At 64.2% G+C, this 24,540-nt stretch carries 39 protein-coding genes; 8 read left to right on the forward strand and 31 right to left on the reverse strand.

Annotation, left to right across the window (positions count from 1 at the left end; translation table 11 throughout):
* Window positions 1-13: 13 nt before the first annotated feature.
* From BCUN_RS01950 to BCUN_RS02070, 30 genes are all read right to left on the reverse strand, one after another.
* Window positions 14-229 (reverse strand): hypothetical protein, encoded by a 216-nt coding sequence (locus BCUN_RS01950; RefSeq protein ID WP_033516298.1) that lies wholly within the window; start codon window positions 227-229, stop codon window positions 14-16.
* A complete protein-coding gene (locus BCUN_RS01955) occupies window positions 226-1,476 on the reverse strand; it encodes a phage major capsid protein (RefSeq protein WP_033516297.1) in 1,251 nt (416 codons plus the stop codon). The genes BCUN_RS01950 and BCUN_RS01955 overlap by 4 nt, the downstream gene beginning before the upstream one ends.
* A 14-nt stretch (window positions 1,477-1,490) precedes the next feature.
* On the reverse strand, window positions 1,491-2,141 hold the full coding sequence (locus BCUN_RS01960; protein WP_051920487.1) for an HK97 family phage prohead protease: 651 nt from the start codon (window positions 2,139-2,141) through the stop codon (window positions 1,491-1,493).
* Window positions 2,138-3,433 (reverse strand): phage portal protein, encoded by a 1,296-nt coding sequence (locus BCUN_RS01965; RefSeq protein ID WP_051920489.1) that lies wholly within the window; start codon window positions 3,431-3,433, stop codon window positions 2,138-2,140. Before BCUN_RS01965 ends, BCUN_RS01960 begins: the two co-directional genes overlap by 4 nt.
* A complete protein-coding gene (locus BCUN_RS01970; protein ID WP_033516296.1) occupies window positions 3,433-3,675 on the reverse strand; it encodes a hypothetical protein in 243 nt (80 codons plus the stop codon). Before BCUN_RS01970 ends, BCUN_RS01965 begins: the two co-directional genes overlap by 1 nt.
* Before the next feature lie 16 nt (window positions 3,676-3,691).
* A complete protein-coding gene (locus BCUN_RS01975; protein WP_033516295.1) occupies window positions 3,692-5,269 on the reverse strand; it encodes a hypothetical protein in 1,578 nt (525 codons plus the stop codon).
* 14 nt (window positions 5,270-5,283) lie between these two features.
* A complete protein-coding gene (locus BCUN_RS01980; protein ID WP_033516294.1) occupies window positions 5,284-5,907 on the reverse strand; it encodes a terminase small subunit in 624 nt (207 codons plus the stop codon).
* 2 nt (window positions 5,908-5,909) lie between these two features.
* The gene (locus tag BCUN_RS01985; protein WP_033516293.1) at window positions 5,910-7,166 is read right to left on the reverse strand and encodes a DNA modification methylase; all 1,257 of its coding nucleotides are present in this window, start codon (window positions 7,164-7,166) and stop codon (window positions 5,910-5,912) included.
* Between the two features lie 265 nt (window positions 7,167-7,431).
* Window positions 7,432-7,743, reverse strand: a complete 312-nt coding sequence (locus BCUN_RS01990) for an HNH endonuclease (RefSeq protein WP_033516292.1) — start codon at window positions 7,741-7,743, stop codon at window positions 7,432-7,434.
* Between the two features lie 105 nt (window positions 7,744-7,848).
* Window positions 7,849-8,625 (reverse strand): hypothetical protein, encoded by a 777-nt coding sequence (locus BCUN_RS01995; protein ID WP_033516291.1) that lies wholly within the window; start codon window positions 8,623-8,625, stop codon window positions 7,849-7,851.
* Window positions 8,625-8,843 (reverse strand): hypothetical protein, encoded by a 219-nt coding sequence (locus tag BCUN_RS02000; protein WP_033516290.1) that lies wholly within the window; start codon window positions 8,841-8,843, stop codon window positions 8,625-8,627. Before BCUN_RS02000 ends, BCUN_RS01995 begins: the two co-directional genes overlap by 1 nt.
* A complete protein-coding gene (locus BCUN_RS12110; protein WP_152598105.1) occupies window positions 8,840-9,118 on the reverse strand; it encodes a hypothetical protein in 279 nt (92 codons plus the stop codon). The genes BCUN_RS02000 and BCUN_RS12110 overlap by 4 nt, the downstream gene beginning before the upstream one ends.
* A complete protein-coding gene (locus BCUN_RS12115) occupies window positions 9,115-9,312 on the reverse strand; it encodes a hypothetical protein (protein WP_152598104.1) in 198 nt (65 codons plus the stop codon). The genes BCUN_RS12110 and BCUN_RS12115 overlap by 4 nt, the downstream gene beginning before the upstream one ends.
* An 18-nt stretch (window positions 9,313-9,330) precedes the next feature.
* Complete coding sequence (locus tag BCUN_RS11250; RefSeq protein ID WP_152598103.1) at window positions 9,331-9,705, reverse strand: hypothetical protein; 375 nt, start codon at window positions 9,703-9,705, stop codon at window positions 9,331-9,333.
* Entirely contained in the window at window positions 9,702-10,514 is an 813-nt protein-coding gene (locus BCUN_RS02005) for a phage antirepressor KilAC domain-containing protein (protein ID WP_033516289.1), read from the reverse strand. The genes BCUN_RS11250 and BCUN_RS02005 overlap by 4 nt, the downstream gene beginning before the upstream one ends.
* A gap of 108 nt (window positions 10,515-10,622) precedes the next feature.
* Window positions 10,623-10,793 (reverse strand): hypothetical protein, encoded by a 171-nt coding sequence (locus BCUN_RS12120; protein WP_156100110.1) that lies wholly within the window; start codon window positions 10,791-10,793, stop codon window positions 10,623-10,625.
* Entirely contained in the window at window positions 10,790-11,086 is a 297-nt protein-coding gene (locus BCUN_RS02010; RefSeq protein ID WP_033516288.1) for a hypothetical protein, read from the reverse strand. The genes BCUN_RS12120 and BCUN_RS02010 overlap by 4 nt, the downstream gene beginning before the upstream one ends.
* Window positions 11,083-11,328 carry a hypothetical protein gene (locus BCUN_RS02015; protein WP_033516287.1) on the reverse strand — a complete coding sequence of 82 codons (246 nt, stop codon included), beginning with the start codon at window positions 11,326-11,328 and terminating at the stop codon, window positions 11,083-11,085. The genes BCUN_RS02010 and BCUN_RS02015 overlap by 4 nt, the downstream gene beginning before the upstream one ends.
* Window positions 11,329-11,338: 10 nt before the next feature.
* The gene (locus BCUN_RS02020; RefSeq protein ID WP_033516286.1) at window positions 11,339-11,611 is read right to left on the reverse strand and encodes a hypothetical protein; all 273 of its coding nucleotides are present in this window, start codon (window positions 11,609-11,611) and stop codon (window positions 11,339-11,341) included.
* Window positions 11,608-11,919 (reverse strand): hypothetical protein, encoded by a 312-nt coding sequence (locus BCUN_RS02025; RefSeq protein WP_033516285.1) that lies wholly within the window; start codon window positions 11,917-11,919, stop codon window positions 11,608-11,610. The genes BCUN_RS02020 and BCUN_RS02025 overlap by 4 nt, the downstream gene beginning before the upstream one ends.
* Window positions 11,916-12,653 (reverse strand): 3'-5' exonuclease family protein, encoded by a 738-nt coding sequence (locus BCUN_RS02030; protein WP_051920492.1) that lies wholly within the window; start codon window positions 12,651-12,653, stop codon window positions 11,916-11,918. The genes BCUN_RS02025 and BCUN_RS02030 overlap by 4 nt, the downstream gene beginning before the upstream one ends.
* The gene (locus tag BCUN_RS02035; protein ID WP_051920494.1) at window positions 12,650-13,609 is read right to left on the reverse strand and encodes a helix-turn-helix domain-containing protein; all 960 of its coding nucleotides are present in this window, start codon (window positions 13,607-13,609) and stop codon (window positions 12,650-12,652) included. The genes BCUN_RS02030 and BCUN_RS02035 overlap by 4 nt, the downstream gene beginning before the upstream one ends.
* A complete protein-coding gene (locus BCUN_RS02040; RefSeq protein ID WP_033516284.1) occupies window positions 13,606-14,103 on the reverse strand; it encodes a RusA family crossover junction endodeoxyribonuclease in 498 nt (165 codons plus the stop codon). Before BCUN_RS02040 ends, BCUN_RS02035 begins: the two co-directional genes overlap by 4 nt.
* Window positions 14,100-14,789, reverse strand: coding sequence for a hypothetical protein (locus BCUN_RS02045; protein ID WP_033516283.1), 690 nt, complete (start codon window positions 14,787-14,789; stop codon window positions 14,100-14,102). The genes BCUN_RS02040 and BCUN_RS02045 overlap by 4 nt, the downstream gene beginning before the upstream one ends.
* A gap of 3 nt (window positions 14,790-14,792) precedes the next feature.
* Window positions 14,793-15,371, reverse strand: coding sequence for a single-stranded DNA-binding protein (locus BCUN_RS02050; RefSeq protein ID WP_033516282.1), 579 nt, complete (start codon window positions 15,369-15,371; stop codon window positions 14,793-14,795).
* Window positions 15,372-15,373: 2 nt separating this feature from the next.
* Complete coding sequence (locus tag BCUN_RS02055; protein ID WP_033516281.1) at window positions 15,374-15,751, reverse strand: hypothetical protein; 378 nt, start codon at window positions 15,749-15,751, stop codon at window positions 15,374-15,376.
* A gap of 392 nt (window positions 15,752-16,143) precedes the next feature.
* Complete coding sequence (locus BCUN_RS12125) at window positions 16,144-16,311, reverse strand: hypothetical protein (RefSeq protein ID WP_156100111.1); 168 nt, start codon at window positions 16,309-16,311, stop codon at window positions 16,144-16,146.
* 37 nt (window positions 16,312-16,348) lie between these two features.
* On the reverse strand, window positions 16,349-16,570 hold the full coding sequence (locus BCUN_RS12600; protein ID WP_033516280.1) for a helix-turn-helix domain-containing protein: 222 nt from the start codon (window positions 16,568-16,570) through the stop codon (window positions 16,349-16,351).
* Entirely contained in the window at window positions 16,567-17,148 is a 582-nt protein-coding gene (locus BCUN_RS02065) for a hypothetical protein (RefSeq protein WP_033516279.1), read from the reverse strand. Before BCUN_RS02065 ends, BCUN_RS12600 begins: the two co-directional genes overlap by 4 nt.
* A 23-nt stretch (window positions 17,149-17,171) precedes the next feature.
* Window positions 17,172-17,402 (reverse strand): hypothetical protein, encoded by a 231-nt coding sequence (locus tag BCUN_RS02070; protein ID WP_033516278.1) that lies wholly within the window; start codon window positions 17,400-17,402, stop codon window positions 17,172-17,174.
* 96 nt (window positions 17,403-17,498) lie between these two features.
* Here BCUN_RS02070 and BCUN_RS02075 point away from each other — a divergent pair, with 96 nt between their 5' ends.
* Together BCUN_RS02075 and BCUN_RS02080 are read left to right on the forward strand one after the other, a co-directional pair.
* Window positions 17,499-17,837, forward strand: a complete 339-nt coding sequence (locus tag BCUN_RS02075; protein ID WP_160257639.1) for a helix-turn-helix domain-containing protein — start codon at window positions 17,499-17,501, stop codon at window positions 17,835-17,837.
* A complete protein-coding gene (locus BCUN_RS02080) occupies window positions 17,838-18,224 on the forward strand; it encodes an ImmA/IrrE family metallo-endopeptidase (RefSeq protein WP_051920496.1) in 387 nt (128 codons plus the stop codon). It abuts the gene before it with no gap.
* Window positions 18,225-18,269: 45 nt separating this feature from the next.
* Here the strand turns inward: BCUN_RS02080 and BCUN_RS02085 are convergent, their stop codons facing one another.
* Window positions 18,270-18,542 (reverse strand): hypothetical protein, encoded by a 273-nt coding sequence (locus tag BCUN_RS02085; protein WP_033516276.1) that lies wholly within the window; start codon window positions 18,540-18,542, stop codon window positions 18,270-18,272.
* A 152-nt stretch (window positions 18,543-18,694) separates the two neighbouring features.
* Here BCUN_RS02085 and BCUN_RS02090 point away from each other — a divergent pair, with 152 nt between their 5' ends.
* From BCUN_RS02090 to era, 6 genes are all read left to right on the forward strand, one after another.
* Window positions 18,695-19,882, forward strand: a complete 1,188-nt coding sequence (locus tag BCUN_RS02090) for a tyrosine-type recombinase/integrase (protein WP_033516275.1) — start codon at window positions 18,695-18,697, stop codon at window positions 19,880-19,882.
* A 190-nt stretch (window positions 19,883-20,072) separates the two neighbouring features.
* Window positions 20,073-20,408: a histidine triad nucleotide-binding protein gene (locus tag BCUN_RS02095; protein ID WP_033518413.1), complete on the forward strand. Its 336-nt coding sequence runs from the start codon at window positions 20,073-20,075 to the stop codon at window positions 20,406-20,408.
* A 64-nt stretch (window positions 20,409-20,472) separates the two neighbouring features.
* On the forward strand, window positions 20,473-21,570 hold the full coding sequence (locus tag BCUN_RS02100; RefSeq protein WP_051920499.1) for a PhoH family protein: 1,098 nt from the start codon (window positions 20,473-20,475) through the stop codon (window positions 21,568-21,570).
* Window positions 21,567-22,112, forward strand: a complete 546-nt coding sequence (gene ybeY, locus BCUN_RS02105; protein ID WP_033518415.1) for an rRNA maturation RNase YbeY — start codon at window positions 21,567-21,569, stop codon at window positions 22,110-22,112. The genes BCUN_RS02100 and ybeY overlap by 4 nt, the downstream gene beginning before the upstream one ends.
* Window positions 22,113-22,146: 34 nt before the next feature.
* On the forward strand, window positions 22,147-23,550 hold the full coding sequence (locus BCUN_RS02110; RefSeq protein WP_033518423.1) for a hemolysin family protein: 1,404 nt from the start codon (window positions 22,147-22,149) through the stop codon (window positions 23,548-23,550).
* Window positions 23,547-24,521: a GTPase Era gene (gene era, locus BCUN_RS02115; RefSeq protein WP_033518417.1), complete on the forward strand. Its 975-nt coding sequence runs from the start codon at window positions 23,547-23,549 to the stop codon at window positions 24,519-24,521. The genes BCUN_RS02110 and era overlap by 4 nt, the downstream gene beginning before the upstream one ends.
* Window positions 24,522-24,540: the final 19 nt, after the last annotated feature.

Here is a 24,540-nt window from a genome sequence, read left to right on the forward strand (position 1 = left end):
ACAGCCCCTTCGCTTACTTGGCCTTGCTGGCTTTCGGTTTGCGTTTCGCGGCGGCCGCGACCGACGGGGCGACCTTGGCGAGATCCGCCTCCGCATCCTCCTGCGGCTCGGCACCGGCCACTTCCTCCGGCTCCGGTTGGAGGATGGGTGCAGGGTCGATTGTTTCGGGCGCGTCCTCGGGCCGGTAGCGGATACCGTCGATGATGCGCATGGTCACGCTCCTGATCATGCGCCCGCCTTGCCCTCGAGGACCACGAAGTTGCTCGGCCTCCAGATGACCTGGGCGGCTGCCAGCTCGGCGCGCACGTACACCAGGTTTCGGGACGCGTAGTCCTTGTGCTGGTTGAAAACGTCGATGCTCAGGCCGGTACGGTCGAGCAGGGCGAGCTGCTTGAAGTCACCGACGATGACCTTGCCCTCGCCGACCTGCTCGGACTCGACCAGGGGGCGTCCCCACACTGTGGACGGGCCGAGAGCGAAGGGGCCGTTGCCGAAGAAGCGCTGGTTGGAGTCCTGCATGAGGTCGATCTTCTCCGCGTCCGCGGGGTTGAGCAGGATCGCGTTCGCGGAGGCGCCCACGTGCTTGAGCTTGGTCAGGGACTGGCGGATGGCCTTGACGAGGTTCATGGCCTCGTCGCCACCCTTGGTGTACTCGCCGGCCTGCACGCCGGTGGTGTTCAGCAGGCCCTTGGGCTGCCCGTTCGTGCCGGTGCCGTTGAGCAGGATGTCGGCCAGCTTCAGGTCGAAGGAATAGCGGAATTCGGTGTCCAGGAAGGTGGCGAGCACCGCGGAGTCGCGCAGCATCTTGTTGGTCACCGTGTAGCCGTCCGCGTAGTCGTAGACGGTGGCGGTCGCCAGTTCGGTGCCGAAGGTGGACTGTGGTTTCTGCACGTCGGTGTCGTCGTCGCCGGTGTTTTCCGGCACCTGGGCGGTGTTGCGGGTCACGGAGGTGATCTGCAGGTACTCGATGGATTCGGCGGTGATGCGGCCGCGGCTGATGACGTCGAGGAGGGTGATGTCGGGCCTGTCGACCAGGTCGATCATGGGCAGGCGCTGCGGCTGCTCGTGCACGAGCTCGCTGGTGAGCGCGGTGCCGGCCTTCGCGGCGTAGAAGTCCTCGAGGGAGCCAAGGCGGGTCTTGCCCAGGCGGATGTCCTGCGGGGCGAGGTCCTTCTTGACGAGCTCCTGGTAGCCCTTGTAGGCGGCGCCGTGGATGAAGCGGTCGGACAGGCGCTTGACCTCGACCTTCTCTTCCTCGGTGGTCTCGACCTGCTCGTCGTCGATGACCAGGCTCTTGAGTTTGTTGGAGCCCTCCTCGAGGCGTGCGATGGCGGCCTTGAGTTCCTCGGCCTGTGCGACGTAGCCGTTGAAGGACTTCGCTTCCTCGTCGGTCAGGTCGCGGTTCTCGGCCTGCGCGGTGGCCATGATCTGCTGCGCTGCCTTGACTGCGGCCGCGAGCTGCTGCTTGAGATTCATATCTCTTTTTCCTTTCAGAGGTTGATCAGTTTCAGCCGGCGAGCGGCCATGTCAAGACGCGGGGTTGCGTCCTGGCAAGATTTCTTGGTTGGTTCGGGTTCCTGGCGTTCGGGCTCTTCATGTGGGCCCAGGCCGAGGACCGATTTCTTCGCGGATACTTCCGTCGACTGGTTCATGCCGATGGGGCAGATGGACACCTCGAAGAGATCCACGCCGCGCAACTCGTAGTAGCCGGGAGTCCAGGAGCCGTCCTCGTTTTTCTTGCCGTCCACCCACGCGCCGTCGGTGATCTCGTAGGCGAAGCTCATCTGCTGGACGCGCCCCTCCTGGAGGAGCTTGGAGACCTGCCGGCCCATGTCGGTGGACCGGTCGATGGTGCCCTCGACATGCAGGCCGTGCTCGTCCTCGACTGCCTTGGTTGTCACGCCGAGGTTCTTGAATGGGTCGGAGGTATCATGCTCCCAGTAGACGGGAATGCCGGCTCCGTCGTCGGGGTAGCGGTTGGCGAGGGTTTCAGCGAAGGCGCCCTTGCGGATCAGGTCGCCGCCCAGGTCGACGTTGTCGAAGACGGAGGCGTAGCCGTCGAACTGCAAGGGCCCGTTGGGGTCCTCCTCGTCCTGCTCCTTGGTTTTGAATCGTGTCCGTGTGGTCTTGGTCAGGATCATGGCGTACTCCTTTCGTCGTCGTCCTGTATGTCTGGAGGTTCGTCGGTTGGGGTGCCGCGGCTTTCGGTCTGCCCGTCCTGCGGGCTGGTCTGCCCGCCGATGAGCACGTTGAGCGGGGTGACCAGGCCGTCGCCTTCGGGAAGGTTGGGGCGGTTGAGCAGTTCGCGCGCCTCGTTGGTGGTCAGGAAGGGGCGGCCCGTGGCCGTGGACAGCGCCGAGTACTGCTGGACCGGGTCGCCTCGTAGCTGGCCGTCGCGGTCGACCTCGATGTAGAGCGCCTTGTGGTAGGAGGCCATCATCGGCAGCAGGCACATGTTGAGCGCCTGCTCGAAGCTGGTGATGTACGGGTCGAGGTAGGTGCCGTACAGCATCTGCTTGAAGGCGGCGAGGTTGGAGAAGTTGCCTTCACGGATCCCGACGAGCTCGGGCGGGATGCCGTAGGCGTTGGCCACGTCAACCTTGACCTTGTCCCGGGCATCGAGGTCGGCGACGTCGATGGGTTTGAAAGCGTCCAGCTGTGTGGCTTTCATGCCGTCCTCGAGGACCATGCCGCCGCCGGCAGCCGCCCCTCCGTGCACGAAGGCTCTCATGGACGCGCGGAAGCGGTCGGCTGAGGTTTCACTCGGCCACGGCCTGTCGCGTTCGATCACCAGCGGTGCCTGAAGGCCGCGCTCATTGACGGCCTTACGAAATTCGATGGACGCCTTGTATTCGTCGAGGATCGCCTTGAGGCGTTTGCGCTTCGGCATGCCTCCGGCACCAGTGAAGGCGTAGCCGACCGATAGGAGCATGGAGGTCTCGTGAATCTTGAGTTTCTCGGTGTGCCCCTGCACTTGAAGACGGATGCCGGTAATCTCGTCGAAGTCGTCATGCACGACACTCCATCGGCGAGGGGGAATACGCTTGAGGTGCACGGTCCCGTCCTGCTTTGTGATGGGCAGGGCGAGGAATCGGTCGGCGAGCAGGCCGTCCATGATCAGGGACAGCCAGAAGGCGTAGGCGGGGATGGCCGGGTTGCCGGTCGGATCGTGCAGCAGATCGGCCAGCGGGTGACCGCGGACGCGCTCACGGCTCCCGTCCGGCAATCGCCTGTATAGTTTGATGGGCAGGGCCGCTATGTGGGTGGCGATGAAATCGGTCACCTCACGTAAGGGGTGGGATTCGATGCCGTCAGCGTTGAAGGCGTCCGGGTCGTAATCCCATAGGCTGCTGGGTGGGTCGACGATGTTGACCTCGCCCTGCTCGAGCCAGGCTCCGAGCTCGCCGTTGGTCTGGAAAATCGCTCGAGCCATCAGACCACCTCCGAGAACCTATGGGGGATGATTTGGAGGTATTCGACGCGGTCGGCACGCAGCAGGAGCTGACCGTCGGCCGGGCTGGTGACGCCGAACTCGTTGACGTACTCGACGGATTCGAGCAGGATCCACGTGCCGTCGGAGCCGGTGAGCAGGCCACGCCACGTGTGCCCGGCCGACGCGATGACGACACGGCTATTGACGAAGTGCCGGAGCGGATCCTTGCTGCGCCTGAACATACTGGCTCCTTAGGGTCTAGAAAGTTATGAGGTCGTGGTCGTCGTATGCGGATGTCTCCGGCTGCGCGGGTTCGAAGCATTCGAGCCCGTAGAGGGCGACGGTGATGGCAGCCACGCCACTGATGTCGACCATGCTGCGCCTGCGGTCCCACGCCTCGTTTTCGGCGATGACCTTGGTGACCCCGCCCTCGATGGCCTGGTCAACTAGCGGCTGTGGCGCGTGGATGAGACGTTTCTCCCTGACTCGGTCACGCAGGCGCCCGGTGGCCAGGCCGATATGACTGCCGTCGATCTCGTGGACCTGGAAGCCCATCTCCTGCAGCGGTTGAATGAATTCCATGGCCGGGCATCCCTTGGACTGGACCGCAACCTCCCACATGCCGCTCTCCTCGGCCAGCGCCTTGAGGTATTGGGGTACCCACATGAGGCCTTTTCGGTGTTCGCGTAGGGAGACGACTGGTCGGTCCTGGTCGTCGTAGACGGCGGCGGCGATCCAGGTGTGGGAGCGGTCGACTGACACGTCGATGCCCCACACGGTTCGGGCGCCGTGGGGGATGCGCACGTCGAGGGCCGAGACCATGGTTGCCTCCCAGTCCTTGACGTCGATGTAGCTGTCGACCTGGGCGGTGACCCATTGGCACAGGTCCTCGGTGCGGTAGGCGGCGTCGGTCATGGCTGCGATGTCGCTCTTGACGACCTCCACGGTCTGCGCGCCGTAGCCGATGGACGGGTTGGACTGCAGGATGGCGTCGACGTCATCCGGTGCGCACTCCTCCGGGGCGCTCCACTCGAAGAGCGCCAGGCTGCAGTCGTGCTGCGCGGCGTATTCTGCGGGACTCATGAGGCCGGCGTCGACCTTGCGCTCCCAGTCCGCGATGAATTCCAGGGCGGCTTCACGCTGTTTGATCAAGACGACGCTGGTGGAATCTCCGGCGTTCGAGATGCCCCACAGTTGGCCGTTCCAGAAGCTTTTCGTGGTGGGGCTCATGGCGTTCCACGCGTCCCATTTGGTTTGTTCGCGCAGCTCGTCCATGATGACGCGGGCGGCGGGCTTGCCTCGCGCGTTCTTCGCGGCACGGATCTCGTACCTGGCGAGGCTCTTGGTGCGGATGTACTCGTCGCCGTTCGTGTCGGACACCTTGCTGGTGGCTGCCTGCAGGGCCGGGATAGCGGCGAGCTTTTCCTCCTCGGTCGGAGGGTCGTTGTCGCACCACAGCTTCACGCCGGCCCATGGTTCGCGGGCGATGTCGAGGTTCTGCGCGGTGCCGACGATCTTGAAGCGGATGGGAGGCAAACGGTCGGGGTGGCGTTCCGAGTCCATGAAAAGCCACCAGGCGGCCAGGACCTTCGCCAGTTCGGTCTTGCCGTTCTGGCGTCCCACCAGGACGATGACGCGGCGGAAGCGATAGGTGACGTTGTCGTCGAGCAGTTCGAGCGCATGGATCAGGAGCCACTGCTGCCAGGGGTAGAGTTCGACGCCGAGGATGAGGCGCGCGAATTCGATGACCTCGTAGCCGAGCGTGGTTTCCTGCGTCAGCTCGCGTAACGGTTTGACCCACAGGCGAGGCTCGGTCTTGCCGTACAGCTTGACCATGGTGGCCTCCCTGTCTATCCGGAGGCGAATTTCCTCCTTCGGAATTCAGCCAGCTCGTCGACAGGTTCCGCCTGCTTGCGCTGCCGGCCGGCAACGTCCTGGACCTGCTGGCGTGCCTGCGGGGTGGCACCGAGCGTGTTGAGGACATTCATGAGATGTGGCACGAGGTAGAGTGCCTTGGTGACTTCCTGCCCGGTACCGTGCGTTACCGCGTAATCAATCTGTGCGGCGATCATCCGCCCCGATTGGACCAGTGCCTCGTCCTGCTTTTCCAAAGCGCCCTGTTCTTTGAGTTCGGAGACGGTGTGTTCGTAGGATTGCAGCAGCCCGTCCTGTGCCTTGGTGGGCGCGTCGATGAGCCGCAGCCGCTGCTCGCTGATCTTGAGGCATTCATCCACGGCCTTCATGTCACCCTGCAGGGCGGCCGGGTATAGCTGCCGGTAGAGGCTGTCAAGCCGTTCGATTTCAATCCGGCGAGCGCTGTCTGGGTTTTTGCCGGCTTGGGCTGCTTTGAGGGCTCGTTGGATGGCGGCTTGGACGCTGCTGGTTGAGCGCATTTCCAACTGGTCGCGGATGCGGTTGACAGGCACGGCGGCGAGGAAGAGGTTCAGGGCCTTCGCGTCTGTCTGCTCGCTCATGACTACTGCTCCTTGTCGGTGGTGAAGTCGTGGGGTACGCCGTCGAGTTCCGGCATTCTTCCGGTGTATTCCTGGTATCGCCGGCAGATGACGTCTGCGTATTTGGGGTCGAGTTCCACGGTCAGGCAGCGCATGCCGAGGCCGGTGGCTGCGATGAGGGTGGATCCGGACCCGCCGAAGGGGTCGTAGACGATGCCGCCTTTCCGGCAGGAGTTTTTGAGCATGCTTTGGATGAGTTCAACGGGTTTCATCGTGGGATGCTCCCGGTTCGCGGTTGGCTTGTCGAAGCATTGCGCGGTGGTTTGTTTTGCGTCGCCGTACCACCACTGGCCGCCTCGGCCCAGACGCCCCCCCCCGCTGGAGTGTGGCGTGAATCCGTACCCGATCGGTTCGACCTGGTTCTGGTAGTCGCTGTGGGCCAGGCTGGCAGTGTTCTTCACCCAGATCAGGGTCTGGCGCCACTGATAGCCGATGCTTTCGAGCGCGGTCTGGAATCGCACACGATACGAGTCGGGGTGGGCGCAGTAGAAGGGGCATCCTTCGCGGCTGATCTGCGCGGCGATGCGGAATGCGTCGGTAGTGACCTCGATGGCCCTGTCGATGGTGAAGTCGTTCTGGATACTGAGCGTATCCTTCGTCTTGCCCTCGTAGGCGATGCCGTAGGGAGGGTCGGTCCAGATGCAACCGGGCTGACCGATCATGCCGGCCGCCTTCGTGACGAGCTCCTTGTCCGTGCTGGAGCCGACCACGAGGACGCTGTCACCGAGCTTCCATATCTGTCCGACCTTGGTGAAGGGCGTCTTGGGGGTTTCCGGCACTGCGTCCGCGTCAGCTCCCGGCAGTTCCTTGGGAGCGACTGCGGCGAGGATCTCGGCGATATCCTCGTCGCTGTAGCCGGTGCCCAGTGTCGGCTCCGCGACCGACTGCAGGATCTCGGCGAGCGCCGCCGTGTCGTAGTCGCCCAGGTCGGCGAGCCGGTTGTCGGCCAGGACGATGTGGGCTGCATCGTCCGCGTCCACGTCTACCCAGGTGACCTGTATGCTGTCCCATTGCAGGCTCTTGGCTGCCTGCCAGGTGTGGTTTCCGGCGAGTATCTCGTTGGCCACGCCGGTCTTGGTGCCGCGGTTGACAACGATGGGCCGGTATTGGCCGCGTTCCTTGAGGCTTTCCGCGATCTTTTCCACGTTGCCGCGCCGTGGATTGCGATGGTACGGGACCAGGGAATCAATCGGGACACGTTCCAGCTGCAAATCATCCATTGATGTGACTCTCTTCTCGAATAGTGCCGATCGGCAGCGAATATGATCAAAAACACGCGGCTTTCAGGGGCCGAAAAAGTGGCTCCACGCAAGGGTCCTGTGGCGGTCTCGCGCGCGATGGGGTAGTCGGCGTCGGGGAGGGAGGAAGGCTGCCCACGCGGATACTGGGCCGCAAGCGGCCTGCTGCAAATCCAACCGCCCCTACCCGGCCAGCAGACGCTTGCAGGCTGGCTGGCTGATCTTTTTTGCGCGTGCAGACGCGCCGTTACCACCACGCTGGTATCACGTCTCCCAGGTCGGCCTTGGGCTGGCCATTGCCGCGCTCGCGGTTGCATCGGCGGTGGCTGTGCCTGAAGTTGGCTGGGTCGTCGACCAGCTCGGGGTAGAGCGAGTAGGGATAGTAGTGGTCGAGCTCGTGGGACTGGTCGCTGCTGCTTGGCGGCACCGAGTAGTCGATGCGTTTGTGGCAGATCCAGCAGTCGGCGGCCGGGTCGCCTTCGGCGTCCAGGCGCTTGCCGGCCTCGAAGAATTCCTGCTTGTGTCGTTCGAAGGCACGGGTGTGGGGACGCTTGGCCATGAGTCCTCCCGGCATGACGAAGGCCCCAGCCTGCCGGAGTGGGCAGGGCTGGAGCCTTGTGAAAACCTCGCGCTCAGCTACACGCGTCGCGCAATACTAGCCAAGCTAGCCGTTACAGTTGGACATGTCAAATCCGTCGTCGTCATCCTCCAGGTCAGGGCGCACCAGCAGATAAACCTCCGCGAGCGCGTACAGGTTGTGGCCCTGCTCGTCTTTGCCGAGGTCGCTGAGTTGGCCGCGGTGCTTGGAGACGCGCAGGAAGCTGCCGCTCATTTCGATTCCTGCGGTTTTCAGGAGGCGGCGGATCTCGGTGTCGGTGTCGACTATGTTGGCAGCGGCCAGGCGGGCGAGCTGCGTTTGCTGTACCTGGCCGTAATTGTAGTCGTGGCCGCACATGCGGCACTGGCCCCATAGGCCGGGGCTGGGCTTGTGCTCGCGGGGGATGCTGAGTACGGCGCGGCAGTTGGGGCAGCGGCCGATGATGCGCGTGGTGGGGTCGGGGTCGATCATCCGGTCGGACTGGTGTGCGGCCTCGCCGAGCATGGTGAGGATGTTCGCGTAGTCCTTGCGGTTGGCGAGCGTGGTGAGGTATTGGTTTTGGGTGAGTTTTTGGAGGATGGGGTCGGTGGGAATGGTTTTGGTGGTGGCCAGGCCGGCGGCTTTGGCGAGGAGGCGGCTCATGGTGTGGATCTGGTCGAGCAGGTCGGCTGCGGCGAGGTTGATGGGGGTGGGTGCGCTGTCGAGGCGGCGGGTGGTGCCGGTGTTGTTGGTGAGGTGGATGCGTTTGGTGGCGATGTCGTCGAGGAGGCGCAGGTTGGTGCGCACGTGTTGGATGTGGTCGAGCAGTCGAGTTGTCTTCCAATCGGTTTCGTCGATGGCCATTAGTCCTGTGCCTCCTGGCTGCCGCCGGTGCGGGCGAGTTCGGTGTTGAGGATGTCGATGGCGCGGTCGCTCATTTCGATCATGCCGTCCCGGTGCCCGGCGGCGTGGCCGTCGAGCCAGATGATGATGAGGTCGTCGACGGTGAGGCCGTGGCCGCGGATGGGGAGTGCTGCGAGCGCTTGGGCGGCACGGTGGGTCATGTCTTCGGGGTTGCTCATGGGTTGAGGTGTCCTCCTTTGCGGCATCGGCGGATGTAGGCGGCTTCGGTTTTGAGGATGGTTGCGGCGTCTGGTGGTTGGTTGATGTGTTGTCCGGTGCAGGTTGGGTGTGGGCTGCGGCGTAGGTAGTGGGAGTCGCGGTAGCAGGTTTTTCCGCAGGTGCGGCACTCGCACTCCCAGAGTGGGTAGCCGGTGGGTGTGGTGCCTACGCGTTCGATGACTCGGAGTTGGCCGATGGTGCGTCCGGTGAGATCCTGGTATTTGCCTTTGCTCATTGCCTGTCCTCGTCGTTGAAAAGTGGGGGTTCGATGAATTCGGGGCCGTGGGTTGAGCTGTCGGGCTGGTCGCGTCCGTCGATGATGTCCTGGACGGCTTGGATGGGCAGGTTGAGGTATTGGGCGGTCATGTCGGCGCTGTAGCCGTCGGCGTGCCATTTGAGGACCATGTCTTTTTTTGCTTGGCTGACCATGAGGGTTCCTTCCGTGGGTTAGTTGAATAGGGGGACGTCGGTGTATTCGGTGCCGGTTGGTGACGGCGCCGGGGATGGCGTGGTGGGCTCGTAACCGTTGGCGATGCTGTTGGCGTAGGCGGCGCGCTCGCTGTCGCTCATGGTGTTGTCTCTGGCGAGCGCGCGGATGATTGGTTTTCCTTCGGTTGGTTTGGCGGGGATGGTGGGGCGCATGCCGGCGAGGTAGTGGCCGATGGTGACGAATTTTCCGTTGGCTTCGTCGCTGATGCTGGTGATGATGCCTTCGATGGTGACGGTTGCTTCACCGCGGGTTTCGACGGTGCGGATCCAGTCGCCGGGTGTCATCTGCTCCCAGAGGGCGGTGTGGGAGCCGTGCAGGCGGTTCATGCTCATCGGTTGTTTTTGCCTTCCTTGGGGGCGTAGCGGTCGATGAAGTAGGTTTGTCCCTTGCCGGTGACCTTGGGGGTGCGGTTGAGGGTGACGTGGCCGTCAGCGTGGGTGACCGCGGTTTCCTTGATCTTGAAGAGCCCGGCCTCGACGTAGCGTTGCTTGGGCACGTTGTAGTTCTGCCCCACGGTGCCCAGGTAGCCGTCCTGGCGGAGGAGCCGGAAGAGACGGTTTTGGCCGATCTTGAAGCCGGCCTGGGTGAGCATTTTGGCGAGCTCTCCGACCAGGCAGGTGCCGTCGGAGGCGGCGACCGCGTCCGCGAAGAGCACCTTGGGTCGCTGTGCTTCGAGCTGTTCGGCCTGTTGTGCGATTTGGCCGCGCTGCTCTGCGATGCGGGACTCGAGCCAGCGCATGGACGCGGCGAGCATCTCCTCGGGACTCATCGCCTCCTGGCCGACCATGTAGCCGCCGTGGCGGCGGATGGATGGAAGGACCTCATGGGTGATCCACCTCTGGAATCGCTTGACGTGGTTTCGCGCGGCTTCGTCCTTGATGTACGCAGTCTCTCGGTTAAGGATAAGACGGTAGAGTCCAGACTCGTTGACCACCAGCATGGACTGGTCTCCACCAAGGGTGGGCACTTTGTGCATACCCTTCTCATCTGCATCCAGAGAGCGCACCATGTCTTTGGCGCTGCCGTAGCCGAGGATGCGGGCAAGGTCGGTTGCCACGAAGTAGGTGTCGTCGTTCTCTCCGATGGATATGCGGATGCGGTCGGATTCGAAGTCGAAGGTCTGGAGTTGCTTGCTTGCCATGGTTGGAGTCCTTTCGTACAGGTGTTCGGATCTAGAAGTGGTGGTGGCCGCCCCACCATGCGGTGAGGATGGTGACGGCCAGGAGGATGAGGATGGTGGCGTGGTCGCTCATATGGGGCGCACGATGGGGCCGAGCTCTTGCATGGCGCGGTCGAGGCGTTCGGCGTAGGTGGCGCCCACGTTGCTGGCGGCGCGCATTGACGCTTTGGCGATGAGCATGTCGATCACGAGGTCGGGGTCGGTCAGGCGCGGGTCGATGGATGCTGCTGTCTTGGTCATGACTCGTCCTCTCGAATGTAGCGGCGGAGATTGGTGATGTGGGCGCGCTTGGGATTGAATGGTCGTGGGATGGCGACGGGGTACTGGTAGGAGGCGCTGCCGGGGATGATGTCCTTGACGGGGCCGTCGGCCATGTCTTGCCCGTCGCGGATGCGTTCGATACTGGCGATGGTGCCGCGGATCGTGTGGTCGATGGGGCCCACATGGCTCTTGTGCACGGTGACCTGGTCGCCGACCCGGAGGTCGTCCCACCAGCTGGTGTGGTTGCCGGGAATGTTCTTCCATTCGCTCATCGTGCCGCCTCCTCGCTGCGGTTGGGTGCCTCGATGGGCGTCGAGCCCGAGTAGCCCAGATGCTGCAATGCCCAGTCCTTGACGTCGGTGATGGTGACGATCTGGCCAGCCAGGTGGACGCGTGCGTCCCTGCTGGCCGGGTCCGCCTGCCGGCACGCCCGGTCGTAGCGGTCGGCGAGCGCGTCGAGATGGGTGATGAGTGCGGTGAGGGTGAGGTCTTTCTGTGTGATGTTCGTGGCCATTGTCGTGTCCTTAGTAGAGTTCGTTGATGGCTCGGCTGATGCTGTCCTGGAGTTCTTCGAGGTCGTGTTTGAGGTCGTCGACCTGGTCTCGGAGGTTGGGGTTTCGGTCGTCGAGATAGCGGTCGAGTTCGGCGAGGTCCTGCACGCTTTGGAAGTCGACGCTGCTTCTGGTCATGAAGCCGTATTTGTGGAGGATGTCGAGCAGGTTGGCGAGTGCTCGGCCTGTGCCGGCGAGTTCCGGCGGGGTTGGGATGAGGGTGATGCTGCTGTCGGTGAGGCTCATTGGAGGGTTCCTTCCGTGGTTGGGTGGATGCTGACGTGGGCGGCGCCTTCCCGGATGGCGCCAGCCAGGGACGGCTGTTCGCGGATCAGGTCGGCGAGTTCGTGGGGGTGGATGCTGGTGCGCCAGTGGGTGCCGTATTCGTCGGGCCAGCGCACGGTCAGCATGGTGGCCGTGTCGGTCTGCTCGTCGCCCTCGAGGCGGCTGGTGAGGTTGGCGATGTCGCGCTCGCAGTGGGACACGTAGATGCAGATGCCTATCTCGATGAGCAGGAGCAGGCTGATCAGGAGTGTGGCTTGCAGGTTGCTCATTCGTTGGTTTCCTTGGTGGGGGTGGTGAGGAGGTGGTGGCCGCGGGTGCGGATCCAGGTGGCCCATTGGTCGATGGCGCGGTCGAGGCAGTCGTCGACACGGTGCGTGGTGGTGTGGGTCTGGTTGCCGTAGGGGTTGAGTCCGCTGAGCTGGTCGAGCATGCGGATGGTGCTCAGGTCGAATTTGCGGTGGGAGAGGCGGCGTTGCAGGGTTGCCCAGTGGCGGCCGGCCAGGTTTTCCTCGAGGAATCGCAGGTCGAAGTCGACGTTGGTGCCGGCGGGGTGCAGGACGTGGTCGCCTGGGGCGAGTTCTTCCATGAAGCAGTCGAGGAGCTTGTGCAGGTCACCGACTTGGATGCTGGGGTGGAATTTTTCGGGAGGTGTGGGGGCGGTGAGGACCTGGTCGAGCAGGCCGTTTTCCAGGTGCATGCGCAGGGCGGGGAGTGTGTCGCGGTTGATGCCGCCGGAGCGGATGCTGCTGTCACGGATGACGATGCTGAGCCAGCCGTACTCGTCCCATGGCGCGTCCAGGGGCGTGACGCGCATGCCGACCTCGAGCAGGTCGTCACGGTCCGGATGCAGGCCGGTGGTTTCCACGTCGACCCATAGCAGCATGTGCTGGTCGCCGACGGGGCGGGCGACGTCGTAGGCGACGCTCCTCATCTTCTTGGCCATGTCCTGCAGGTCGGCGCGGCCGACGAGCCGGTATGTGTCGATGGTGTTGGTGTCGCTCATTGCGGGATCTCCTCTCGGATTGCTTTGGCGGCCGCGACCGCCTGGTCGGGGCTGCCGCCTTGGTTGATGGTGTCGGCGTAAGCCTGGGCGGCCCAGTTGTATTCGCTGATGCCCCATTGACCTTCCGGCACGGTGTGGTCGAACAAATGTGCGATTGGTGCCATGGCGGCTTTGGTGTGCGCGCAGGAGCCGGTGTGTACGTGCTCCCGGGGCTGGTAGCGGTCGGGTTGCGCACGGCCCGTAGGGACGCTGCTGGGGGTTGTTTTGACGGATTTGTTGTATCCGAGCTGGTCGCCTCTGCGCAGCCAGTTGCGGAAGGCGGCGTCCGTATCGGCGGGCTGGTGGCCTCCGGCCTTGACGTGGTCGCGGAATTTTTCCTCTTCGGCTTCGAGGTCGGCGCCGAGACGGTCGGCGAGCGCCGCGTCCATGAGGCTGGGCGCCCATTGGTCGATGTCGGTTTTTTGCTCGCGCGTACTCTCTCGGGTTATAGGCTTAATCCTTATATTGTGGGTTTGTGTGCAAACAGCTTGCACACCTGTTTGCCTATCTAATTGCACACCTGTTTGCACATCTGGGTTGTTTTGCACACCTGTTTGCACATCTGCGGCGGGGGTGTCGTCCTCGTTGTTTAGGTGTGCATTTTTTGCATACGCGGTGGTGTCTTCCTCCTGATCCATGTTGAGTCGCCACACGATGGGGCGGTGGTTGGCCGGGATGGATGCGGCCAGGGTCTGGTCGTCGCGGCTGATCAGTCCCTTGGATTCGAGGCTGGCGAGCTTGTTGCGGATGGTGCGCACGGAGCAGTGGCACCAGTCCGCGAGGTTGGCGACCGAGGGGAAGATACGGCGGCCTTCCACGTCGGCGATGTCGGCCATGATCATGAGCAGGCGAAGCTCGTTGGCGTCGAGCCTGTCGGCGACGTCGTAGAGTGCCCATTGGGTTGCTTTGAGGCTCATAGGTCCTCCTCGTCTGTGTTCGTGAGGGGTTGGATGTGGATGTCGATGTCCCACTCGCCGGTACGACTGTGGTATTGGCTGGCCAGGTAGGTGCGGCGGCGCAGGTACCTGGCGCTGTCGTCGGGCCAGATGCCCGCCAGGGTCAGCCCGTCGGTGATGGGTTTGACGGTGGGGAAGAGGTTGTCGGCGTCCATGTCGTGGGCGCGTGGCGGGTAGTGGATCACGTAGAGCACGTCGACACGCTGGAAGGGTTCGAAGATGCGGCCGTCGCGCGCGTAGGCGGCCAGGATGTTGCGGCCCGCGAGGAAGCCGAGCTGCTTGAGCTGGTTCTTCACGCGCGTCCTGTGCGCCCTGGCGGCCTGCGTGACGTTCATCTGGCTCCCGTTGGCGCGCAGCAGCAGGCCGGAGGTGATGGTCACGCCGGTGACGAGCTCACCTGCCCGGCCGCACTCCTGCGGGTCCTCGGGATCATGGGGCAGCATGACGCGGCTCATGCTCGTGTCTCCCTGGCCTTGACGGCCACCAGGTACGTGCCGGGCTTGGCGGCCGGCTCGACCAGCTGCGCCTCATAGGCGCCGGCCGGGCGGAAAGCGACGCGCTGCCCGCGGTTGATCGCGCGAGCCACGGAAGCGGCCGCCTTGCGACGATTCTCGACGCTGCGGGCGCCGTCGCCGGCGCCGTACACGGCGACGATGACCCACCGGCCCGGGTTGGCGAGCGCCTTGGCGGCGAGTTCCTGACCGGGGATGGGGTGGGCGTGTGTGACCTGGTCGGGCAGTTCGTCGAGGACCATGCCACGCTCCCATGAGGAGGCCGTGAGCGGCCTGTCCGGCGTCGGCTCAGGGGTGGTGTCTGCGGCGGTGGTTTTGGTGAGGACTGCGGTGTTGACGACGTTGGCGTATTCGTTGATGCTGTGGGAGGGGTTGTCGGTCATGACGTGCTCGATCTGCGCGAGCTGGTCGGCGCTGATTCGTGGGAAGGCGCGTTTGATGGCGTGGCGTCCTTGTGTGGGGGTGAGGGTGTTCCAGGGCTGGTCGCACCAGCGGTCGATGTCGGTGTTCTTGGGTCGTGCCATGGTGTCTTCTCCTTGATTGGTGTTGTGCGGGGCGTCTGTGCCTCGCAGGCGGTTGATTTCGTCGCGTTCGGTCTCGATGACCTGCTCCCAGTCGATGCCGTACATGGCTCAGAAGGCAGGTTCGCCCGGGTCGTCACCGCCGAACTCGGCGGGGGCGCCGAAGGTGACGCCCTGGCCGATGGGCTGGCCCCATGGATCCTCACCGACCGCTCCGGAGTTGGATGCGGTGGCGGTGGCGCCTCCCTGGTAGCCGCCGGTGGGTGTCTGCTCGTCGAAGCGGGAGTCATGGAATCCGCCGGAAGCGGCGCTGCTGGTCTGTCGAGTCACCTGTGCGGTGGCGCGTTTGAGGGTGGGGCCGATTTCCTGGACGCGAAGCTCGGTGACGGTGTGCTTGACGTGGTTGTCGTCCTCGTAGGAGCGTTGGCGCAGGATGCCCTGCGCGATGACGTTCATGCCCTTCGCCAGGCTCTGGGCGATGTTGGACGCCATGTGGGTGCGCTCGCTGTCCCATGCGGAGCAGTTGAGGAAGAGGGTGCCGCCGTCCGTCCACTGGTTGGACTGCCGGTCGAAGTTGCGCGTGGACGAGGCGATGGTGAAGTTGACGACGGTGGATCCGTTGCCGATGGTGCGCAGTTCGGGGTCGCGGGTCAGGTTGCCGACGACGGTGATGATGGTCTCTCCGGCCATGGCTATTCCTCCTCCGCTTCCGCTTCGAGGTGGTTGACGGCGTCCCCGAGGCGGAACAAATCAGGGAAAAACTCCGGTGAGAGATCCACCGATGGATCTCTCCAGTCTGGGAAAAGCTTTTCGACGGTGTGCTGGAGGATGAGGATGGCGAGCTTTGTGATTCCAATCATCTCTGCACGGGTGAGGTCGTTTGCGACTTCGCCGTCCGTGACGGTAGCGATGCTCCGGGCGTGGCTGCGCAGGTTCCACGAAACGAACACGGCCAGGGCACGGTCGGAGTCTGTGGATGATTGGACCGTGTAGCCGTATCGCAGTTCTGGCTCATCTAGTGCCATGTAATGAGCGGTGTCCTTCTTGCCGCTGTTGGGTTCGGTTGGCATTGTGTCTCCTTGTGTGTGATGTCCGGTGTTGCACGTGGGTGGGTCCACGCTGCAGGCGCATAGCCCAGTTACGGCACCGGCTGACCTGGCCGGATGTGCCTGCATCGTTCCCCTGGCCGCGCCTGGCTATCTCGCCGCGGCAGGGGTGGCGTTGACGTGGACCTAGTGGACGGCGAGGGGTTCGCACCTTCCGTCCGGCCTTTCAGGTCCGTCCCCGGGAGAAGAAGAGCAGGGGTGGAAGCCATGTGGGGCCAGGGCATCTATGGCGCCGTCCGTGCGCGCCGCCGGCAGAACAGGTATGGGGCCGGCGACGCGAGTCATCATCTTCAGTTATGGCGGTTTTCACGGCTTTTCCTTGCCGCCGCCGACTCCCGGAGGGGTCGGCAAGTCTTTTAGAGATCCAGCGCGCGGATGGCGAGCAGGACGCCGCCGGCGGCAGCGGCGAGCGCGATGGTCTGGGGCCAGGGGGCGGCGTAGAAGCCGGGCCCGCAGGCCAGGTAGAGGAAGGATGGGATGAGGAGGATGGCGGCGAGGATGCCGGCGATGCGCTGTCGGGTCATGGTGTGGGGTCCTTTTCGTGTGGTGGACGGATGGTGGTTAGTCGCCGGGGAGGGTACCGACTCGGGGCTCATAGGCGTAGCGTTGCCACATGCGCAGCTTGGCGACGGGGTAGAGCACCCGACGGCCTTGCTTGATGTAGGCGGGGCCGACCTGGTGGCGCTCGTCGGACAGGGAGCGCCAGTTGGCGAGGGTGCGTGGGTGCACGTGCAGCAGGTCGGCCACCTGGCGTGGGGTGAGGGTGGTCACCAGGTCGCTCACCGTGTCTCCTTGGCGTGGGCTCGGATGGTGTCCAGGACGATGGTGGCGATGGCGGTAGTGTCGATCTCGACGGCCAGGCCGGTTTCGGCGTAGCCGTCCGCGCGGCGGAGCCTGAGGTCGAGCAGGTCGCCGTCGAGGGAGTTGATCCAGGAGGCGGCGGTGCGGATGAGCTGGTCGCGGATGGCCAGCTCGAGGTCGGCCCGGTCGGTGTCCTCGCCTGCCGTGGCTGGCATGTCGGCGAGCGCACCCAGCCAGTCGGCGGCCTGGTCGGTTTCACATGGATCCTCGTCGAGAGGCCTCAGCCCGGCGAGGACCATGGTGATGTGGCTGATGCGTTCGGCGGCCCCGGTGGCCGCCTCGTGGGCGGCGATGAGCCGGTCCTCGATGGCCTGGCAAGCCAGTCGTGCATCATGCCCCGCGGGGGTGGCGGCAGCGAGGGCGTCCTGGTGGATGGCGCGGTAGGCTTCCAGCTCGTCCCTGTATTCGGCGACTGCCTTGTCGAGCTGGGGGAGGCGCTCCTGGAGGGCGTCTCGCTCGGCTTCGAGGGTTTCACGCTGAACTTCGGTGAGGTTGGTCATGTCTTCTTCTCCTTGGCGGTCGATCAGTGTCGGATGGGCTTCATGAGCTTGGTTACCGGGGCTCCGGTGGCTATGGACAGCTGGGCCAGCTGCCGCACGTTGAAGGGGTAGGCGTCCGGATGTTCCAGCTGTCTGATCAGCGTGGTGCGGGGGATGCCGGACCGGGTCGCCGCCCCTGCCTTGGTCAGGCCGGCCTTCTCTATGGCCTGGGCGACATTGTCGGCTACCTGCTCTGCGTATCTCGTGATGTCCATGCTTGACATTGTACTGCCCAATTGGGCAGTAAGTCAAGACGGCGTGTTGCCCATTTGGGCAGCATGTTTGGAGAGAAGGGCGTCTATACTGACCATATGGACATTAATGAAGCGACGGCCATGGCTCTCTCGGCAGAGAGATCAGCGGCCCACATGACAATCAAGAGACTCGCAGAAGAATCCGGAATACCGGAAAGGACGCTGATTCGCATACTCAAAGGGGAGCGGGATATCAACGTCATCCAGATAGCCCGAGCCTGCGCCGTCCTGGGCCTTTACCCCCACGAGCTCATAGAGGAGGCAGAGAAGTACATGGAGCGCAGCGGCAGGGAAGAGCGGGCCGCCTGGATTGCCGCCCACCCCGAACTCGTCACCAAGGCCGCCAAGAAGGGCGACACCGAGGTGGAGCAGGAAGCATACGAGGAGCAGCCGTAAGTGGGTGCCATCGAGATTGAGGCATTGCGATGGGCCGACCTATGGGACCTGCCCATAGCAGACGAGCACATCCAAGGCATGTGGATACCGGACGACCGGATGATCATCCTCGACAACCGCCTCACCGATACCGAGCGCAAATGCGTCCTCGCCCATGAGGTCAGCCACGCCCGACACGGAGACGGCGGATGCCAGGAGGACAAATGGGCCGAGCGCAGGGCCGACATGGAGGCCGCCGGCATGCTCATCGACCCCACGCACTACGCAGCCCTCGAGACCATCTGCGACAACCCCGTCTGGCTCGCCCACGAGCTCGACGTCATGCCCTGGGTCATCCACGCATTCCGCGAGCGCCTCCACCACAACCCGGCGCTCGCCATCCAATAAGCAAAAAGCCCCGACCATGAGGCCGGGGCAAGAGACGGAGGGGGGTTAGCGGTGGGCGTTGATGATGTCGACGAGCGCGCGGATATCCTTTTTGGAGCCGCCGATGCGCTGCAGGCGCAGGGTGCCCATGTGCACGGTGATGCTGCGGGTGGCGACGTCCACGTCCTGGATAGCCGAGTAAAAGATCGTGTCGGTCCTGTGGGTCAGACCCAGAGTGAGGACCTTGGGGTGGCGGATCTCGATACGGTTCTCGTAGGCGCTGACTCGCTCGTTTCCGACGCGGTATTGCAGCAGCGGCTCTTCCTTGGTCTTGGCCATGGCGTTGCTCCTTCTCCTAGTGCCTACTTTGGCTGGTCCCCAGTATACCCATAAAAAGACAGCGAGCGCGTCGGCCGGATACCTGATGGCGCTCGCTGGCATCGATAGAGATGCGCGTCTCATCGTAGCAGGCGCGCGGGAAGGTGGTCGTCATGGCCAGTATCACACAGTACAAGACCTCCAGTGGCGTCAAGCGGTGGAGGGTGGATTATCGCAAGCCGGGAGGCGGCGGGCAGTACACGAAGCGGGGCTTTGCGCGGAGGAAGGATGCGGAGGCGTGGGCGGCCGAGCATGTGGTGACGGCGATCGCGCAGGGCTCGTATGTGGATCCGGTGGACTCGAGGACGACGGTGGGTGCGCTCCTGCCCGCCTGGCTGGAGAAGAAGCGGTTGGCGTGCAAGCCGAGCTATCTGGATGACCTGGAGGACTCGGCCCGCGTCTACGTGCTGCCCGCCTGGGGGCATGTGGCGTTGAGGGATGTGACCAGGTCGGGCGTGCAGCGGTGGGTGTCGGACATCGCCTCCGGGCGCTTCGAATCGGCGGAGCGGCAGGGGAGTGCGGCGCGCCTGGAGGGCAAGCCGAAGAGCGCGAGCGTGGTCAAGCGCGCCTACGGGGTCCTCGCCGGGGTACTGGATGACGCGGTTGCCGACCGCCTGGTCGCAACTAATGCCGCCCGGGGCGTGACCCTGCCGCGCAAGGAGAGGAGCCGGCACGTGTACCTGAGTGCGCCCGAGCTGTTCCGTCTCGCGTCTGAGTGCGGGGAGCGTCGCAGCCTGGTGCTCACGCTGGGGTTGACGGGGATGCGGTGGGGCGAGGCCACGGCCCTGCTGGTCGAGGACGTCGACCGGGCACGCCGCAGGATCTCGGTCACCAAGTCAGCCACGCAGGTGCGCGGCAAGGTCGTCATCGGTTCGCCGAAGACCTCGGAGGTGCGGTCGGTGTTCTACCCGGCGATGCTAGACGACATCCTGCCCCTGGCCGGGCGGCACGACGACAGCCTCCTGTTTTTCGATCCTGATGGCCTGCCGGGCGGCTATGTGCGCCAGCTCAAGAGCCCGAAGGCGGAAGGCTGGTTCGCCAGGGCGTGCGACGCGGCCGGGCTGCCCAGGATGACGCTGCACGACCTGCGGCACACGGCGGCGAGCCTCATGGTCTCCACCGGCGCCTCCGTCAAGAGCGTGCAGCGGCAGTTGGGACACGCCAGCGCGGCGATGACCCTGGACGTCTACGCCGACCTTTTCGACGCGGATCTGGAGTCCGCGGCGGCCGGGATGGAGGAGCTGCTGCGCTCCCTGGATGTTGGCGCTTTGTTGGCGCCCCGACCGGGTGCGGCGGCCTAGATTGGCGTGATTCCGCCCCTGCGGGCGCAACGGCGTGCGGGTTCAAGTCCCGCTCCGGACACCGCCAAAGGGCCGGTCCCAATCGGGGCCGGCCCTTTTCGTTGTCCGTCAGGAATAGTGGCGCCCGTACCGCGGTTTATCCTGATGGATGCCTAGCATGAAGGGCATGGCCGACCGAAAGGAGAGTGGCATGAAGGATACGGAGTGCCTGTTCTGCAAGATCGTGGATTGCGAAGTTCCCAGCGAGAAGGTATACGAGGACGCCACCACGTATGCATTCAAGGACATCAACCCCAAGGCGAAGGTCCATGTACTGGTGGTGCCCCGAGAGCATTACCGTAACGTGGATGAACTGGCCAAGGCCGACGCCCAGCTGCTTGCCCACATGGTCGAGGTCGCGCAGACCATTGCGGACCGTGAATATGACGGCGCGTACCGGCTCATCTTCAACACCGGCGAAGAGGCGGGCCAGACGGTGTTCCACGTCCATGCCCACGTGCTGACCGGCGAGCCGCTCGACGAGTGAACCCGACACGGACGGACGGGCGGCAAGACCGACAGAGCATGAATCACGACGACGAAGAGGTGCGGTGGCGACTACAACACGAACGGTGAGGATTCCCGAGACGCTGGACTCCCTACGGGTATTCGGGCCTTACGACGAGAACATCCGCGAACTCGAACGCGAGTTCCCGGACATCACGATCCACATCCGCGGCAACGAAGTGACCATCCGCTCGACGACTCGGCGTGGCGAGGAACAGGCCAGCGAAGCGCAGGACATCGTCAACCTGCTGGTCGATGCCGCCTATGACGCACCGCTGGACGCCCATGCGCTGCGACGCATGCTCGACCAGCGCGTCCTGACCCACGACATCAGGGATGAGGCTCCGGGCACGGGCCGCCAAAGCGAAGCCATCCGCCGGGCCAGGCGCGAACACAACGGCACCGCACGGGATGCTCACGCCACCTACCGCAAGCCCCGTGACGGCAATGCGATCGCCTACGCCAACGGCTACCCGGTACGCCCCAAGACCGCCGGACAGGCAGCCTACGTCCACGACATCGCCACCCACACCATCACTTTCGGCATCGGACCTGCCGGCACGGGCAAGACCTACCTGGCGGTCGCCAAGGCCGTGCAGGCCTTCGAAGAAGGCAAGGTACGCCGCATCATCCTGACGCGTCCGGCCGTGGAGGCGGGGGAGAACCTCGGCTTCCTGCCGGGCACCCTCAACGAGAAGGTCGACCCGTACCTGCGCCCCCTCTACGACGCCCTGTCGGACATGCTGGGCGCCGAACGCATGAAGCACTGCCTGGACGACGGCACCATCGAGGTCGCACCCTTGGCCTATATGCGCGGACGCACCCTCAACGATGCCTTCGTCATCCTCGACGAAGCACAGAACACCACCGTCCAGCAGATGAAGATGTTCCTCACCCGCCTGGGCTTCAACACGACCATGGTCGTCACCGGAGACGTCACCCAGGTCGACCTGGCCCAGGGCCAGTCGGGCCTGGTCTCCATCGAACGCATCCTGGGCGCGATCGACGACATCGCCTTCGTCCACCTGGACGCGCAGGACGTGGTCCGCCACGAATTGGTCGGACGCATCGTCGCCGCATACGAACGCCACGACCAACACCGCCAACAGGACCAGCACACAGTAGGGAACCACACAGCATGAGCGTCGAAGTCACCAACGAAACCGAATGGGTCATCGACCCGAAGACCTTCTCCGACCTGGGCATCTGGGTCATGGACCAGATGAGGGTGAGCACCCAGTCCGACCTCGCCATCATGTTCGTGGACCCAGAACCCATCGCGCAACTGCACGACAAATGGATGGGACTGCTGGGCCCCACCGACGTCATGAGCTTCCCCATGGACGAACTGCGCCCCGGCGACCAGGGCACCGTACCGGTAGGCATCCTCGGCGACATCGTCATCTGCCCCTGGGTCGCCGCACAGCAGGCCGCCGCCGCGGGACACAGCACCATGGAGGAGATGATGCTCCTGACAATCCATGGCATCCTGCACCTGATCGGCTACGACCACCGCACCGCCGAACAGGAACGCCAGATGTTCGGCCTGCAGCGACAGCTGCTCCTGACCTTCTTCGCGATGCATCAGGGTACCGCCTGGAACGCCACCCTGCCTGAGGATGCCGTCGACGCGCTCGCGGCATACGAGGAACGCTTCGGCAGCGACCGGCAGCTGGGACATTGAAAGACAACCTTCACGGAAACGAGGCATGACGTCGATGAGTGAACAAGCCGCCATAGTCACGGCTGTCGTCCTGGGGGCCATGGCCATCGTACTGGCATGGCTGGCCCTGATGATGGCGGGACTGGAGAGCGCAGTGGCCCGGGTCACCCGGGCAAGCCTGAACAACCTCATGATCGAGGCGCAGACCGACCCCGAACTGTCCGCCTTCAACCGCAACAAGCGCGTCAGGAAGATCCACACGGTGCAGCGCGTCATCGCCAACCGCAATGTCGCAGCCAATTCATGTGCCTTCTTCCGCATCTTCGCGAATGTGCTCATCGGCGTGCTGGTGACCGTGGTCATGAGCCTGTTCTCCCAGCCTGTCTGGCTGGACCTCCTGGTGGGTTTCACGGGAGCACTGCTGGTGGCGCTCGTCTCGGTGCTCGTACGGCCAAGGACCGCCGGCTCGAACCGTCCCATGGAGCTCATGCTCAGGCATGCCTCCCTCGTGTCGGCGGCCACCAAGGTCACCCCCTTCACCCGCCGTCGCCATCACGAGGGCGCATCACGCCGACAGGCGGAACCCTCCGACGACGAGGAACTGGAGAAAATCCAGCTGGAACAGGGCAAGGCCGCCATCGACCGACTCGTCGAGAGCAACCGCTTCGACCCGGAGGTGTCGGAGATGCTGCGCAACGTACTCATGCTGTCGGATACCCTGACCCGTGAGATCATGGTGCCGCGCACGGACATGATCTGCATCGAGCGCGACGAGGACCTGCAGGACTTCCTCAAGTTGTGTTCCCGCTCCGGCTTCTCACGGGTTCCCGTCATCGGTGCCGACCTCGACGATTTGCTCGGCGTGGCCTACCTCAAAGACGCGGTCCGCGCCACCTCCTTCAACCACGAGGCGTTCGCTCGAAGCGTGGAATCCATCATGCGCAAACCCATGCTGGTGCCCGAATCCAAACCCGCCGACGACCTCTTCCACGAAATGCAGCAGACACGCAACCACGTGGCCATGGTGTGCGACGAATACGGCGGCATCGCCGGCATGGTCACCATCGAGGACGCCATCGAGCAGATCGTGGGTGAACTGGACGACGAGCACGACCGGGCGCAGCATGCCGACCCCGAGCAGATCGGCTATCGCACCTGGAGCATGCCGGCACGCACGTCCATCGCCGAGCTCGAGGAGATCTTCGAGGTCGACCTGGACGAGAACGACGTCGACACCGTCTACGGGCTCCTGACCAAGCTCCTGGGACGCGTGCCCATCGTGGGATCCAGCGCCGTCACCCACGGATTGCAGCTGACCGCCGTGGACTCGGCAGGCCGGCGCAAGAAGGTGTCCACCATCGTGGCCGAACCCGTCCCGGCACGGCAGGATAATGACGGACAGGCCGGCGACCAAGCGCCGGAAGAGGACGGCAAGGACCAGGAACGGAACGAATCATGAACGACACACAGCAACAGGCCGGCGACGCCACCCCCTACAAGTCCGGATTCGTGGCAGTCGTGGGACGCCCGAACGTCGGCAAGTCCACCCTCATCAACGCCCTCATCGGCACGCGCATCGCCATCGCATCCTCACGCCCGGAAACCACCCGCAAGGCCATCCGTGGGGTGTTGACCGAGGAACACGCGCAGATGGTGCTCGTGGACACCCCCGGCATCCACCGGCCTCGCACCCTGCTCGGCCAACGGCTCAACGACGTCGTGGACGAATCCCTCGCCGACGCCGACGAAATCGCCTTCCTGCTGCCCGCCGACCAGGAGATCGGCCCCGGCGACAAGCGCATCCTGAGCCGTTTGCGCTCCCAGTTCGCCACCAAGCGCGAGGACGGCACCTTCCAGTGGAAAGTGCCCCTGATCGCCATCGTCACCAAGATCGACGAACTGACCCGCGAACAGCTCATCGACAAGCTCATCGCCATCAACGAGTTCGCCGACTTCGCCGACATCGTGCCCGTCAGCGCCCTCAAGGACGACAACCTGGAGGAAGTGCGCAACGTGCTGTTCGAGCACCTGCCCGAAGGACCCCAGATGTACCCAGCGGACCAGCTCACGGAGGAACGCCCCGAGGACACGATCGCGGAGCTCATCCGCGGCGCCTTTCTCGAGGAACTGCATGACGAGCTGCCGCATTCCCTGGCGGTGGTCGTCGACGGGATCGAATACCCGCAGGACAACGAGTCGGGGGAGCAGTACGCCGGCAAGGCGCGCGTCATGGTCTCCATCTACGTGGAACGCGACTCGCAGAAGGCCATCATCATCGGACACAAGGCCGAACACCTCGTCTACGTCAAGAAGAAGCTGCGCACCGCCGTCAACCGCCTGGTCGGGCAGAAGGCACAGCTCGACATGCACGTCAAGGTCGCCAAGAACTGGCAGTCCGACCCCAAGAAGCTCGACCGCCTCGGCTTCTGAAAGATTCGGGCCCCGGACG

This window comes from Bifidobacterium cuniculi (assembly GCF_000741575.1).
In the GTDB taxonomy this organism is placed as follows: domain Bacteria; phylum Actinomycetota; class Actinomycetes; order Actinomycetales; family Bifidobacteriaceae; genus Bifidobacterium; species Bifidobacterium cuniculi.

Excerpts from the sequence above, each read along its gene's own strand:
- BCUN_RS02020 (WP_033516286.1), bottom strand. The coding sequence starts at position 11,611 with ATGAGCCTCACCGACAGCAGCATCACCCTCATCCCAACCCCGCCGGAA.
- BCUN_RS02090 (WP_033516275.1), top strand. The coding sequence starts at position 18,695 with ATGGCCAGTATCACACAGTACAAGACCTCCAGTGGCGTCAAGCGGTGG.
- BCUN_RS01965 (WP_051920489.1), bottom strand. The coding sequence starts at position 3,433 with ATGGCTCGAGCGATTTTCCAGACCAACGGCGAGCTCGGAGCCTGGCTC.
- BCUN_RS01990 (WP_033516292.1), bottom strand. The coding sequence starts at position 7,743 with ATGGCCAAGCGTCCCCACACCCGTGCCTTCGAACGACACAAGCAGGAA.
- BCUN_RS12115 (WP_152598104.1), bottom strand. The coding sequence starts at position 9,312 with ATGGTCAGCCAAGCAAAAAAAGACATGGTCCTCAAATGGCACGCCGAC.
- BCUN_RS12120 (WP_156100110.1), bottom strand. The coding sequence starts at position 10,793 with ATGACCAAGACAGCAGCATCCATCGACCCGCGCCTGACCGACCCCGAC.
- BCUN_RS02040 (WP_033516284.1), bottom strand. The coding sequence starts at position 14,103 with ATGAGCCGCGTCATGCTGCCCCATGATCCCGAGGACCCGCAGGAGTGC.
- BCUN_RS02025 (WP_033516285.1), bottom strand. The coding sequence starts at position 11,919 with ATGAGCAACCTGCAAGCCACACTCCTGATCAGCCTGCTCCTGCTCATC.
- BCUN_RS02015 (WP_033516287.1), bottom strand. The coding sequence starts at position 11,328 with ATGGCCACGAACATCACACAGAAAGACCTCACCCTCACCGCACTCATC.
- BCUN_RS02065 (WP_033516279.1), bottom strand. The coding sequence starts at position 17,148 with ATGACCAACCTCACCGAAGTTCAGCGTGAAACCCTCGAAGCCGAGCGA.
- BCUN_RS01975 (WP_033516295.1), bottom strand. The coding sequence starts at position 5,269 with ATGGTCAAGCTGTACGGCAAGACCGAGCCTCGCCTGTGGGTCAAACCG.
- era (WP_033518417.1), top strand. The coding sequence starts at position 23,547 with ATGAACGACACACAGCAACAGGCCGGCGACGCCACCCCCTACAAGTCC.
- BCUN_RS01955 (WP_033516297.1), bottom strand. The coding sequence starts at position 1,476 with ATGAATCTCAAGCAGCAGCTCGCGGCCGCAGTCAAGGCAGCGCAGCAG.
- BCUN_RS02030 (WP_051920492.1), bottom strand. The coding sequence starts at position 12,653 with ATGAGCGACACCAACACCATCGACACATACCGGCTCGTCGGCCGCGCC.
- BCUN_RS02055 (WP_033516281.1), bottom strand. The coding sequence starts at position 15,751 with ATGCCAACCGAACCCAACAGCGGCAAGAAGGACACCGCTCATTACATG.
- BCUN_RS02095 (WP_033518413.1), top strand. The coding sequence starts at position 20,073 with ATGAAGGATACGGAGTGCCTGTTCTGCAAGATCGTGGATTGCGAAGTT.
- BCUN_RS02000 (WP_033516290.1), bottom strand. The coding sequence starts at position 8,843 with ATGAGCAACCCCGAAGACATGACCCACCGTGCCGCCCAAGCGCTCGCA.
- ybeY (WP_033518415.1), top strand. The coding sequence starts at position 21,567 with ATGAGCGTCGAAGTCACCAACGAAACCGAATGGGTCATCGACCCGAAG.
- BCUN_RS02050 (WP_033516282.1), bottom strand. The coding sequence starts at position 15,371 with ATGGCCGGAGAGACCATCATCACCGTCGTCGGCAACCTGACCCGCGAC.
- BCUN_RS02070 (WP_033516278.1), bottom strand. The coding sequence starts at position 17,402 with ATGGACATCACGAGATACGCAGAGCAGGTAGCCGACAATGTCGCCCAG.
- BCUN_RS01980 (WP_033516294.1), bottom strand. The coding sequence starts at position 5,907 with ATGAGCGAGCAGACAGACGCGAAGGCCCTGAACCTCTTCCTCGCCGCC.
- BCUN_RS02005 (WP_033516289.1), bottom strand. The coding sequence starts at position 10,514 with ATGGCAAGCAAGCAACTCCAGACCTTCGACTTCGAATCCGACCGCATC.
- BCUN_RS02045 (WP_033516283.1), bottom strand. The coding sequence starts at position 14,789 with ATGTACGGCATCGACTGGGAGCAGGTCATCGAGACCGAACGCGACGAA.
- BCUN_RS12110 (WP_152598105.1), bottom strand. The coding sequence starts at position 9,118 with ATGAGCAAAGGCAAATACCAGGATCTCACCGGACGCACCATCGGCCAA.
- BCUN_RS02075 (WP_160257639.1), top strand. The coding sequence starts at position 17,499 with ATGGACATTAATGAAGCGACGGCCATGGCTCTCTCGGCAGAGAGATCA.
- BCUN_RS01995 (WP_033516291.1), bottom strand. The coding sequence starts at position 8,625 with ATGGCCATCGACGAAACCGATTGGAAGACAACTCGACTGCTCGACCAC.
- BCUN_RS01970 (WP_033516296.1), bottom strand. The coding sequence starts at position 3,675 with ATGTTCAGGCGCAGCAAGGATCCGCTCCGGCACTTCGTCAATAGCCGT.
- BCUN_RS11250 (WP_152598103.1), bottom strand. The coding sequence starts at position 9,705 with ATGAGCATGAACCGCCTGCACGGCTCCCACACCGCCCTCTGGGAGCAG.
- BCUN_RS01960 (WP_051920487.1), bottom strand. The coding sequence starts at position 2,141 with ATGATCCTGACCAAGACCACACGGACACGATTCAAAACCAAGGAGCAG.
- BCUN_RS02085 (WP_033516276.1), bottom strand. The coding sequence starts at position 18,542 with ATGGCCAAGACCAAGGAAGAGCCGCTGCTGCAATACCGCGTCGGAAAC.
- BCUN_RS01985 (WP_033516293.1), bottom strand. The coding sequence starts at position 7,166 with ATGGATGATTTGCAGCTGGAACGTGTCCCGATTGATTCCCTGGTCCCG.
- BCUN_RS02010 (WP_033516288.1), bottom strand. The coding sequence starts at position 11,086 with ATGAGCGAATGGAAGAACATTCCCGGCAACCACACCAGCTGGTGGGAC.
- BCUN_RS02110 (WP_033518423.1), top strand. The coding sequence starts at position 22,147 with ATGAGTGAACAAGCCGCCATAGTCACGGCTGTCGTCCTGGGGGCCATG.
- BCUN_RS01950 (WP_033516298.1), bottom strand. The coding sequence starts at position 229 with ATGATCAGGAGCGTGACCATGCGCATCATCGACGGTATCCGCTACCGG.
- BCUN_RS12125 (WP_156100111.1), bottom strand. The coding sequence starts at position 16,311 with ATGACCCGACAGCGCATCGCCGGCATCCTCGCCGCCATCCTCCTCATC.
- BCUN_RS02035 (WP_051920494.1), bottom strand. The coding sequence starts at position 13,609 with ATGAGCCTCAAAGCAACCCAATGGGCACTCTACGACGTCGCCGACAGG.